This is a genomic window from Microcoleus sp. MOSTC5, from assembly GCF_036701825.1.
GTDB lineage: Bacteria > Cyanobacteriota > Cyanobacteriia > Cyanobacteriales > Microcoleaceae > Microcoleus > Microcoleus asticus.
This window is the reverse complement of record NZ_JAUBRK010000109.1, coordinates 1-11,045: the sequence shown is the minus strand read 5'-3', so window position 1 is coordinate 11,045 and position 11,045 is coordinate 1. Positions and strand designations below refer to the sequence as shown.

Genomic DNA, 11,045 nt, shown 5'->3' with positions numbered 1-11,045 from the left:
TACTTGAACGGGTTAATTGGAAATCAGGGGAAAACTTCATAAGTATAATTACTCACTGCAAAAGTGACATGCTCCCTATCACGTTCGAGGGCAAGTTAATCTTCGGGGCTAAACCCAGACGGGATGGCAATCATAACGTTAGAGGCAAAATCGATACCTTAATTGTAGCCATATTACCAATTTAGCCTGGCATCTAAGGGTAAATTTTGCAACTGAGAATTTACCCAATTAGCCGCCGCCAAACCCGATCGCAAAGCACCTTCTATTTGACCTTCCCCGCACAAATCCCCCGCACAAACCAGCGGCAAAGTCCCCTCCGCCGCCAAACAAGAAACAGGCAAAGGATTTCGACAAAAAGCATAGCGCCAGCGGTGAACCTGCAACCATTCCGGCTGTTTCAGCCAAGGCATTAAATATTCAGAAGTGCGATCGAGCAATTCTCGACCGACAGTTTCCAAATCAACAGATTCTAGATGGCGTTGAGCAAAATTTACGCTGCTGTGAACCACAAACACCGGCTGCTGCGGATCGAGCCGCTTGCTGCTGTCCCAGCCAATCCAAGCTAAATCAGAATTATGGGCAAAAGAAACAGATTTCCACTGCGGATTTAGAGTGCTCAAATCTTGCTGTTTGACCGCAGGATAGCCAGCCATAGCGGTAATGCAAGGGTCGTACTCTACAGAACGCAATTTGTCAATAAAATCAGGCGACAAACCGATTTCCGCATCCAAAAACATTAAAGCTTGAGGAGCAGGAATTGCCACCACAACAGCCTTAGAAATCAATTCTTGAGGTATGTCTAAATTGTTGTCAGTGACTTCTAAGGAAAGATGCCACGTTTGGTTATCTTTAGTAGAAATAGCTTGTACGCGGCGGCCAAACCAAATTTCTAAACCCTCCGCCAGATACTTACCCACAGCATTCATACCAGCAGGCGCTACATAACAAGAACTAGGAATAGAGAACATTTCTCCTTGTTTGAATTCCCAGAGAAAATCCGTCCAGAGTTTGAGGATGTGCCGATCGACCAAAGCCTCAATTAACCGCTGCACCGCATCCGCCTGCGGTTCCAGATACCGCGCCCCGTGATCGGCCCTAGTCCCCTGTACGCGGCGGGTAGCAACACGTCCCCCCGCACCGCGAGATTTCTCAACAACCGCCACAGAATAACCAGCTTGACGCAACCGTTGAGCGCAACTCAGCCCCGCCATACCCGCCCCAATCACCGCAACATCGAACATAATTAGTCATTAGTCTGTAGTCACCAGTCATTAGACATCTCCAAAAACTCTTGTGCAGTAGGCATCCTGCCTGCCCAAGACTTGCTTTTCACTAGATGTCTAGTTATCAGCTTAAAGGCTGCGGGGAAGTTTAAGTGCAATATTTCAGTTTGCGGCAAAACCCTGAGATCCGTAGCGCGGGCGAGGGCTCGACGCCATCGCCCTGCACCAAGTAGTAGAATAAAGGACAGCACGAATCCATGATTAAGACCAGATAAAAAAATCCCACAGTGGGTAAATCCTAAATCCCAATGGTTGTGTATCAGCAGCAATCTAAAATCTAAAATCTAAAATCTAAAATCGAATACGGGAGGGCAAAATTTTGGACGAACTCAGAGCAGCACTAGAATTGACAACAGAAGAAGAATTGCAGCAACTAACAGAACTTCTGTTCAGCCGCAAGTTTAACCCTTTAGATTACGTGCAAACCCCCGCACCCATAGACGTACAAAGTCGCGATCGCCAAGCATGGCTCGACGCCGTAGAACAGCGGTTTCGCTATCTTGCAGCCGACGGGTTGACGGTACTCAGAGGGCGAACCCAACAAGTCAGTTACAGACAAGCGCTAATTCAAGTTTGTCGCTATCTCAAAATCCCTTATCCCAAACAGTTGTCAACCACCGACTTAGAGGCAGAAGTATTTCTGCACTTAATGGGCCGGGCGTGGAAGCGTTTGCCGGCAGACGAACAGCAAGCGCTGACAGTGCGCGTACAGCGAGCGATCGTTGATTCTAAACTCTCAGAACCCCTGCCAATTTCTGCTGAAAAAGACCCGCTGGGTTTACTGTTCAAAGGCGGCAGCGCTTTAGCTGTTAGTTCCATCTTAAAACCAATGCTGCTCAAACTAATGGCCAATCAATTTGCGCTGCATTTTGCCACGTATCAAATGGCAAAACAAGGAGTGCTTGCAGGCACTGCAACCGCAGCAACCCAGTTTCAAAATTATGTCGCAATTCAGACCGCACGGCGCGGTATGGCTGTGAGTGCGGCTCGTTACGGTGCGACGCGAAGCGTATTTTCGTTGATCGGCCCGGTGATGTGGACTTGGTTTTTCGCGGATTTGGGTTGGCGATCGATTTCCACGAACTACGGCCGGATTATCCCGACCATTTTTGCCTTAGCTCAAATTCGCCTGACGCGATCGGAATGCGTTTGGGAACTAGCTTAACGATAGTAGATTTTAGATTTGAAATTTGAGATTGGGAGTGTGGGTGAATATCAAAAATCGGTTGAAATTAGCTGCCAAAGTGACAGCCGAAAATCTCAAGTCTCGACTCCAAAAACATCCCGATCGCCGCCTGCAAATCCCTTGGAATTTCGCTCAAGTGGGGATGCTGATTTTTCCCTTAATTCCGATTTTGGGAGCTTTAAGTTTATTCCTGGGATTGGCCGGCACTTGCAAGCAAAAGTTCCGTCAAATTAGTCGCCGCCCGCTGAATCGAGGCTTCGCAATTCTGAGCGCGCTGCTAGTCATCACAGCGGTTTTTGCCTACAACCGCAGCGAGGCTTTTTTAGGATTGTACAATTTTTTGCCGTTCTTTATATTGTTTGCTGCTTTCAGCAGTTTAATTCAAACTTCGCCTCAATTGCGGCAATTGTCTTGGATGATTGTAAGTAGTTCAATTCCCGTGATAATTTTAGGTCTGGGACAGCAATTTTTAGGTTGGAGCGGCATCGATCAATTGCAGCCCGTTTTTGGCTGGGTACTCGAACCCAAAGGCAATCCCCCCGGCCGCATGGCTTCTGTGTTTATGTACGCTAATATTTTAGCTTGCTATCTGACAATTGCTTTTATTTTAGCACTGGGACTGTGGATGGAAGAAGGGTTCGGGAACGAGCACTCTAAGGGATTGAACGGATTGAACAGCGAGATTTTAAGGGAAGAGGAAAGAGGAAAAAAAGAAACAATTAATGAACGGCTGATTCCAGATTCCCAATTACAGATTCCCAATTACAGATTCCTATTTTTAAGTTTTGCAGTGAGCGGAAATGCTGTTGCTTTGATTTTTACTAATTCTCGCAATGCTTGGGGACTGGCAGTTGTGGCAGTTTTGGCTTTTGCACTTTATGCGGGTTATAAAAAATTATTAGCTGCGGTTTTGAGCGTGGCTAGCACAATTTTTTTGTCTGCCTTTGGCCCGGAACCACTGCGGCAATCTTTACGAAGAATTGTTCCGGCTTTCTTTTGGGCTAGACTCACCGACGAGATGTTTCCAAATCGGCCAACTGCTACTTTGAGAACTACTCAGTGGGAATTTGCTTGGTCGATGACTCAGCAGCGTCCTTGGACTGGTTGGGGATTGCGAAATTTTACGCCTATTTATCAAGCTCAAATGCAAGAATGGCTCGGTCATCCTCACAGTTTGATACTGATGTTGACTGCGGAAACGGGAATACCCGCAACGCTTTTGTTGTTTGGTTTAGTTGGTTGGGTTTTGGCTAGGGGTGTTTTGCTGCTGGCGAATTGGCCGCTTTTTCCTGCGGATATTAAACACGAGCAAATAGCAACACAGGAAGTAGCGGAAAATGCTTTAGTGCTCCATCAAAAATTTATAACTAATAGCACAAATCAGGTGGTTTGTCAAGATTTAAAAGCGGCCGATCGCCTAATTTTTTTCAGTTATTTATTAGCTTTCGTCGCCTGTACGCTATTTAACACTGTAGACGTGACGCTGTTTGATTTCCGACTCAATACTACAAGCTGGTTGCTGTTAGCCGCAATTTGCGGAGTCAGCCAGAGGGAATAGTTTTGAGTTGAGGAATTGGCATTGCCTATTGGGAATTGGGCATTGGGAATTGGGAATTGGGAATGAGAAATTCAGTAATTAATCTTCCTTCTTCCTTCTTCCCTCTTCCCTCTTCCTTCTTCCTTCTTCCCTCTTCCCTCTTCCTTCTTCCTTCTTCCCTCTTCCCTCTTCCTTCTTCCCTCTTCCTTCTTCCTTCCTTTACTCCACCGTCACCGACTTCGCCAAATTGCGCGGCTGATCCACATCCAAACCCCGACGCGCCGCAATGTGATAAGCCAACAATTGCAGCGGAATCACTGTCACAATCGGCGACAACAATTCATCCACCAAAGGCACCGGCAAAATGTGGTCAAAAATATCGGCTTCCGCCACACCTTGCTTCGGCGTAACGCCAATTAAACGGGCGTCGCGCGCCTTCGCTTCCTGAGCGTTAGACAGCACTTTTTCGTAGACGCTTCCTGGCATCGCGATCGCCACTACAGGCACTTTCGCGTCCAAAAGGGCGATCGGGCCGTGTTTCATCTCTCCCGCCGGATATCCTTCGGCGTGAATGTAGCTAATTTCCTTCAGTTTCAGCGCCCCTTCCAAAGCAATGGGAAAGTTAATTCCTCGCCCCAAAAAGATAAAATCTTGGGTTTCTGTAAACTGGTGGGACAATTCTTCTACATACTGTTCTTGAATCTCCAAATACTTTTCAATTTCCGCTGGCAACTGGCGCAAACCAGCAATAATCTCTGCCAATCTCTCGCTGCTGATTGTTTGCCGCTGGTGCGCCAAATCCAAAGCTAAGAAATAAAATGCCATCAACTGAGTGACAAAAGTTTTAGTGGCAGCAACGCCGACTTCTATACCGGCGTGGGTATTGAGCACGTGCGGCATCATGTGGGCGATCGAACTTTCAGTCCTGTTAGTAATCCCTAACATTCTCGCCTGGAATTTATCCGTAAGACCCGCGCGCCGCTGCTGTTCCATCCCCAAAGCCGCCAGCGTGTCCGCCGTTTCTCCCGACTGAGTTACCCCAATAGTTAAAGTATTTGCTGTCAGCGGTGCCGGTGCGTAGCGGTACTCAGAAGCGTACTGCACCGCAGTGGGAATATTAGCTAATTGTTCCAACAAATATTTGCCAATTAGCGAGGCGTGCCAGCTCGTTCCGCAGGCGAGAATTGAAATTTGTTCGACATCGGCGCAAAGTTCCTTGGGCAAGTTGAGATTGATTGGAGAGCGCGGATTTCCCGGCTGCCAATCGCTGTCTAAATAAGCCTCCAAACACGCTCTGACTACGGCGGGCTGTTCGTAAATCTCCTTGTGCATGAAGTGTTTGAAGCCTTGTTTTTCGACTAAAACCGGACTCCAACCAAGGATGCGCGGGCTTTTTTTCAGCCTTTCCCCTGCAAAGCTGTAAACTTCGACTCCCATCGGAGTTAGCCTTGCCAATTCGCCATTTTCTAGAGATAAAACAGTGCGGGTGTGAGATACTAAGGCCGGCGTGTCGGAAGCGCAGAAAAATTCGCCGGCACCAAAGCCAATCACTAAAGGAGCTTGCTGTCTGGCGACAATTATTTCGTCGGGAAAATCTGCACAGATAATGGCGAGCGCAAAGGCTCCTTCTAACCTATTTACCGCCTTTAAAACCACTTCCAAAAACGACAAATCAGCAATTTGCTCGGCTTTTTTCTCTTTTCTTTCTGCCTTCTCCCTTTCTCCTTCTTTCAAAAACTCAGCTATTAAATGAGGAATAACTTCTGTATCGGTATCCGAGACAAATTTATGTCCCTTTGCTTTCAATTCTTCCCGCAACTCGCGATAATTTTCGACAATTCCATTTTGAACTACCGCAACTCGCCCGTTATTATCTAGGTGAGGGTGAGCGTTATATTCCTCTGGTTTGCCGTGAGTTGCCCAGCGGGTGTGTCCGATGCCGATGGGAGCCGGAGAGTCTATCTCTGCTAGCTTTTCCCGGAGGTTGTGCAATTTGCCCTTGGCTCGGATGCAGGTAATGTGTCCTTCCGAGATGGTAGCGAGGCCCGCTGAATCGTAGCCCCGGTATTCTAGTTTCTCCAATCCTGCTAGCAAAATCTCGCTTGCTGCTTGCGTGCCGATATAGCCAACGATTCCGCACATTTAACGTACTACTCCTGCTTAGCGATCGCAATAAAACTCACGTTTTATCATTTTTACCTTCTTCCGGCCCCAGAATGCAGATTCCGCGACAAAAAAGAGGGGGCAATGTAATCGCCCCCTCTCTTGTGCCCGTAATTCGATCGGCGTGTCGATCGATATTTAGTAGGCTAGACCCATACTGCGAGTGGTTTCGGCTCCGAGGTAAACCCGGATGCTCAGAAAATCGGTGGGGCAAGCAGTTTCGCACCGCTTGCAGCCTACACAGTCTTCGGTGCGGGGAGAGGATGCAATCTGAGCTGCTTTGCAGCCATCCCAGGGCACCATCTCCAAAACGTCAGTCGGACAAGCGCGGACGCATTGAGTGCAGCCGATGCAAGTATCGTAAATTTTGACTGAATGAGACATTGAATAAAGGCTCCCAACGAGTCACTAAAAATTTCCTTGCTCTGCGAATTAACAGATTTGACGGTGAGGTGCCACCGCTATAGCCTGCACAGAGAATTAAAGGTTAGTCTACCGCAGTGCTTGGAAGCACTTCGCGAAAAAGCGACAAAACTTCACAGTTATTCACGCTGGTAGTCTTATAGAACCATTTTGGGATATATTAATTCGCCAACCGTTTGAGCATCAGCCTGATGAAATACAAATTGAGTTTCGCAGTAGTATTGATGAGGGTCTGCTCAAAGTTCTTGACCAAACTCTTACAGCCTTACATCGAAGCGTTTGACCGTTGAATCACCTGCCCGAGTTGCCACCACGACAAATCCAGTTTTCCCCTCTAGTGCCACTTTTTCGGCTTTCGTTAGTTTCTGTGCCAGTTTAAACCGGATCTGGGTCATAATCTGGGGATAGAGTTTTTACTTTCTCTGCGATGAGCCGATCCGGGTGATACCCCTTGCCCTTGCAGAACGATCGTCTTCGGAATATTGACGAGCCCGAGTTTGAAAGTAATCGCAGTTGTGACTCAACAGTTCAATCCAGCCACATTCATCGGACACACTGGCTTTTGTGCAATAGATCAAAAAGGGCAAGCTGACTGGTATCAACACCCAGATGTTGTTTGATGCCATTGGTGAATTTTTAATCACAAAATCCTTGAGACTCGACCCTCGCAAATTGCACGTATTTTTAACCGCTACACGGAGCTATTAGAGGAATTATAGCTTTTGGTTAATCCACTTTATGCTGTGAGCTAATGAAGGGAGATCGGGGAGCCAAGAAGAAACCCACGAGACTAGCGAAGAGAATCGGTGTAAAAGTGCTGAATCCTGTCAACTTGGCGAGTAGCAGAGTTGTACTAATTGGAGTTCGAGTAACTGTTGAATTCAGAGCAGCCATTACACAAATCATTGCCAAAGTCTCGTTGGATGCGGGATTAACGATCGCGATTGCCTTTCCTAAACAGGCTCCTATAAAAAACAGCGGGATGATAATCCCCCCCCGCCAGCCTCCATTTACGGTCGTACTAATAGCAAACACTTTAGCAATAACTAAAGTCAAAAGAAATTCCAAAGGAAATTTTCCCTCAACAATTTTTTCAATTTGATGTTCACCAAAGAAACGAGTAAGCGGAAATAAAGCTGATAAAACACCAAGTCCTAGCCCCGCTAAAGTAGTGCGCACATAGATTGGACTGGGTATCGAATCAAACAAGCGACCAATACTGCGAAATACAGCGATAAAAAACCACCCCATGAGCGCACCTACAATTCCATAAGCAATCGCTGCGCCAAAGTCATAAAGGCTGTCCACATTGTATTGAGGAAAATGCCAGGTAGGGCCAATTCCTAGCTGGGTAATTGCTACAAAAATGGTGTAACTTGCACAACTTGCCACGACGGCAGGCAATATTGCTTCAAAATACTCCACAACATTCTGATGGTGCAGGATTTCTAAAGCAAAAAAAGTACCACCCAAAGGAGCGCCGAACAAAACTGTAAAACCAGATGCCATGCCAGCAATACTCAAAGTTCGTAGTGCCTCTCCGCGCAATTGAAAGCGATCGGCCAACCACGTACCAATTGAACCTGTGACTTGCACCATTGGTGCTTCTGGACCAGCACTGCCTCCACTTGCAATACTGATTAGCGACGACAGAATCATCGAAGGATTCTCGTTCATGGGTAATCGCCCACCATTGAGATGAATATTGTCAATAATCAACCCTATTTCGCCAGGATTTCCCAGCCAATGAATTATCAAACCGACGAGCAAACCCGCAAGCGGCATGATGATTAGTAGAGAAGGTCCACTAAAATATTCAAATCCCAGCATTATGTAAGACAAAAATATCCAATAACTTGCAGCAAACAAACCACAAATTATTCCTAGCATTGCCCATAGCAATACCGGACGTGTGAGATTTATTGGATTTCGTTTCATTGCTTATTCCTTGTCAATAGCTAGCAAGTTAGAAAGTGTTAAAAAAGTATTTTGTCTAATGGTATACAACTTTTGTTGTCTGCATATTAATTTACCACGCACCACACTTGCTTTTGAGTGTAGATTCGGGCTATCGAATGCGCTTTAACAATCGCAGTCTCACAACGGCAGTCCAGGACTGAACTCAAAAATGTATGAGCGCGATCGAGCTTCCCGCAAGCACTCGGGTATAATTCCGATCGTACGGGATTGGATATTAGAAAGGACTACAGTCCTTACTACAAAACTGGGTGTGATATTAGAAAAGACTTTAGTCCTTACTACAAAGCCGCGCAAATCGATCGACTAAAAGCCTAATTTTTCTAACACGGGCTTAGTTGAAACAATATGCCGATCGAGCCCTAGTTTTTTTGGCTCCACACCCAAAGCCAAAGCCACCAACTGGGACAAATGCAGCACCGGCAAACCCAATTTGCGCCCGATTACTTTTTCCACCTCCGGCTGTCGCGAATCCAAATTCAAGTGACACAGAGGACAAGGAGTTACCATACAATCAGCGCCATTGTCAAGAGCATCTTGAATATGTTTGCCTGCCATCTGAAAAGATTGGTTAGTGGCATAACTCGCCAACGGCCAGCCGCAGCACTGCGTCCGCCCTCGATAGTAAACCGGAGTTGCCCCGATCGCCCGAAATACATTTTCCATCGATTCCGGTTGGTGCGGGTCATCGTAAAGCAGCTTATCCTGAGCTCGCAGCAGGTAGCATCCGTAAAAAGACGCGCACTTCAAGCCCGAAAGCTTGCGGGTGACTCGCTTCTGCACCTCATCGAGCCCGTAATCTGCAACGATCGCCCACAACAGATGTTTCACCTCGGTACTGCCTTGATAAGGCGAACAGCCTTGTTTTTTTAGTAAACCGTTGACTTTTTCTATGTAGTTGGGATCGGTTTTCTGAGATTCCTTGAGGCGATCGTCCACATGACCGATTACCCCTTGACAAGTGCTGCAATGCGTCAGCAAAGGCAGATTCAGTTCCTCAGCCAAAGCAATATTGCGGGCGTTGACGGTATCTTCCAGCAACTGCGAATCTTCCTTGAAAGTGCCAGAACCGCAGCAGGAAGCTTTCTTGAGTTCCACCAGTTCAATGCCCAAGGCTTGAGTCAGTGCTTGAGTAGAAAGGTAAAGTTCGCGGGCGGCCCCTTGGGCAACGCAACCGGGAAAGTAAGCATATTTGAGATTTGGGGATGGCATAATCGTTTCTGCAGGGGACACAAGGCAAGGGACAAAAAAGGAAAAGGAGGGCGATCGAAGTTGGGATGCTTCCTCTCCATATCCTTACGCAGTTTTAGACAATATTGCCCAACGCCACCAGCCTAACAACCAGATTGGAGCAGGCAAAAAGCTCTGATTCTAGTCGAGCTAAAGATATCTACTGCGGCTCAATTTAACCGTTAACTCCCAGGTAAGGATTCAGGTCATGAAAAAAGCAGTAAAACCTATACGGTGTAACCATTTGGTCAAATAATCATCAAATATCCATTCTTATTAAGAAACCATGAAAGCTTTTATTTTCGTACCTATTGAAAATTAAACTGTTGATTTAGCGAAGGCTTGAATTCTAGAAGTCTTTCTGTGACTACGTTTCAGATACCTGAATCCTTACACTCCCAGATTAACTCCAGAGGTAGTCATGATCGAACCAGACAACCAGGCATCTGCCCAACGCAAGGCGACGATTGAGCGCTGTTTCGCTGCCTATAATGCCAAGGATCGAGCAACCGTCGAAAGACTGCTAACGAGCACGTTCACCTTTACCAGCCCCTATGACGATGGCATCGATCGCGCTACTTACTTTGAGCGATGCTGGCCTAACAGCGATCGTATTCGCCAGCACGCGATCGAACGAATCTTTGTTGAAGGAGACGAGGCGTTCGTTACGTATCGAGCAACAACATTTGAAGGCATGGAGTTCAGAAATACCGAGTTTTTCACTTTCGAGGGCGAACAGATATCGAGCGTCACTGTCTACTTCGGCGCTGCGTACAGAGGCGGTATTTTCATCAAGAAGTAAGAATGACTCAAAATCATTTGAGTGTGGCTCCGGCAAAACGTTCCAATTCAAGCAAATGAGCAGATTTATTGAGTAAATGCTGAGTAACCGAGGCATTGATCAGATGAAGGTGAATCCAGCTTACACCAGGGTCATCGGACTTGTAAAATATTCACGCCAATACGATCTAGCCAGTGATGAAGCCGCAGCAATGGCGATCGCCCGACGTGGTATGCGATTAGCTGAAAATATTCCCGGCTCCATCACCGCCTATCTCTCCGTGAAGGATGGAAGCACGTAGGTCGCCATTGGTTTCAACTAAATAACTTGATTAAGAAATCTAGGATTAAGCGTCACAACTTCTATGCTATCTCTAACTGGGAATGTTTATTAGACCTCTTGCAAAATAATTTTATGATATAATGAAAAGTTTTGCTGAGAGTTGATTGAATCCCAACTCCTAAC

At 46.6% G+C, this 11,045-nt stretch carries 9 protein-coding genes; 4 read left to right on the top strand and 5 right to left on the bottom strand.

What is annotated here, in order from left to right; genetic code table 11:
* Positions 1–173 precede the first annotated feature (173 nt).
* Positions 174–1,241 carry an FAD-dependent oxidoreductase gene (locus QUA54_RS32510; RefSeq protein ID WP_333418962.1) on the bottom strand — a complete coding sequence of 356 codons (1,068 nt, stop codon included), beginning with the start codon at positions 1,239–1,241 and terminating at the stop codon, positions 174–176.
* Between the two features lie 361 nt (positions 1,242–1,602).
* On the opposite strand from QUA54_RS32510, the gene QUA54_RS32505 reads away from it, so the two are divergent.
* Together QUA54_RS32505 and QUA54_RS32500 are read left to right on the top strand one after the other, a co-directional pair.
* A complete protein-coding gene (locus QUA54_RS32505) occupies positions 1,603–2,448 on the top strand; it encodes a YaaW family protein (RefSeq protein WP_333203400.1) in 846 nt (281 codons plus the stop codon).
* Between the two features lie 43 nt (positions 2,449–2,491).
* Positions 2,492–4,027: an O-antigen ligase family protein gene (locus QUA54_RS32500; protein ID WP_333418960.1), complete on the top strand. Its 1,536-nt coding sequence runs from the start codon at positions 2,492–2,494 to the stop codon at positions 4,025–4,027.
* A gap of 198 nt (positions 4,028–4,225) precedes the next feature.
* Here the strand turns inward: QUA54_RS32500 and glmS are convergent, their stop codons facing one another.
* From glmS to QUA54_RS32480, 4 genes are all read right to left on the bottom strand, one after another.
* On the bottom strand, positions 4,226–6,148 hold the full coding sequence (gene glmS / locus QUA54_RS32495) for a glutamine--fructose-6-phosphate transaminase (isomerizing) (RefSeq protein ID WP_333418958.1): 1,923 nt from the start codon (positions 6,146–6,148) through the stop codon (positions 4,226–4,228).
* 159 nt (positions 6,149–6,307) lie between these two features.
* Entirely contained in the window at positions 6,308–6,553 is a 246-nt protein-coding gene (gene psaC / locus QUA54_RS32490; protein WP_015175986.1) for a photosystem I iron-sulfur center protein PsaC, read from the bottom strand.
* A 765-nt stretch (positions 6,554–7,318) separates the two neighbouring features.
* A complete protein-coding gene (locus tag QUA54_RS32485; RefSeq protein ID WP_333418957.1) occupies positions 7,319–8,530 on the bottom strand; it encodes a chloride channel protein in 1,212 nt (403 codons plus the stop codon).
* 345 nt (positions 8,531–8,875) lie between these two features.
* Positions 8,876–9,781: a CoB--CoM heterodisulfide reductase iron-sulfur subunit B family protein gene (locus tag QUA54_RS32480; RefSeq protein WP_333192315.1), complete on the bottom strand. Its 906-nt coding sequence runs from the start codon at positions 9,779–9,781 to the stop codon at positions 8,876–8,878.
* A gap of 439 nt (positions 9,782–10,220) precedes the next feature.
* On the opposite strand from QUA54_RS32480, the gene QUA54_RS32475 reads away from it, so the two are divergent.
* Positions 10,221–10,601 (top strand): nuclear transport factor 2 family protein, encoded by a 381-nt coding sequence (locus QUA54_RS32475; RefSeq protein ID WP_333418955.1) that lies wholly within the window; start codon positions 10,221–10,223, stop codon positions 10,599–10,601.
* A 103-nt stretch (positions 10,602–10,704) separates the two neighbouring features.
* Positions 10,705–10,881, top strand: a complete 177-nt coding sequence (locus QUA54_RS32470; RefSeq protein WP_333418953.1) for a hypothetical protein — start codon at positions 10,705–10,707, stop codon at positions 10,879–10,881.
* The last annotated feature ends 164 nt before the right edge of the window (positions 10,882–11,045 follow it).

Bases quoted from the DNA above. Each gene is read 5' to 3' on its own strand.
- QUA54_RS32510 (WP_333418962.1), bottom strand. From the start codon at position 1,241: ATGTTCGATGTTGCGGTGATTGGGGCGGGTATGGCGGGGCTGAGTTGC.
- glmS (WP_333418958.1), bottom strand. From the start codon at position 6,148: ATGTGCGGAATCGTTGGCTATATCGGCACGCAAGCAGCAAGCGAGATT.
- psaC (WP_015175986.1), bottom strand. From the start codon at position 6,553: ATGTCTCATTCAGTCAAAATTTACGATACTTGCATCGGCTGCACTCAA.
- QUA54_RS32485 (WP_333418957.1), bottom strand. From the start codon at position 8,530: ATGAAACGAAATCCAATAAATCTCACACGTCCGGTATTGCTATGGGCA.
- QUA54_RS32480 (WP_333192315.1), bottom strand. From the start codon at position 9,781: ATGCCATCCCCAAATCTCAAATATGCTTACTTTCCCGGTTGCGTTGCC.
- QUA54_RS32475 (WP_333418955.1), top strand. From the start codon at position 10,221: ATGATCGAACCAGACAACCAGGCATCTGCCCAACGCAAGGCGACGATT.
- QUA54_RS32470 (WP_333418953.1), top strand. From the start codon at position 10,705: ATGAAGGTGAATCCAGCTTACACCAGGGTCATCGGACTTGTAAAATAT.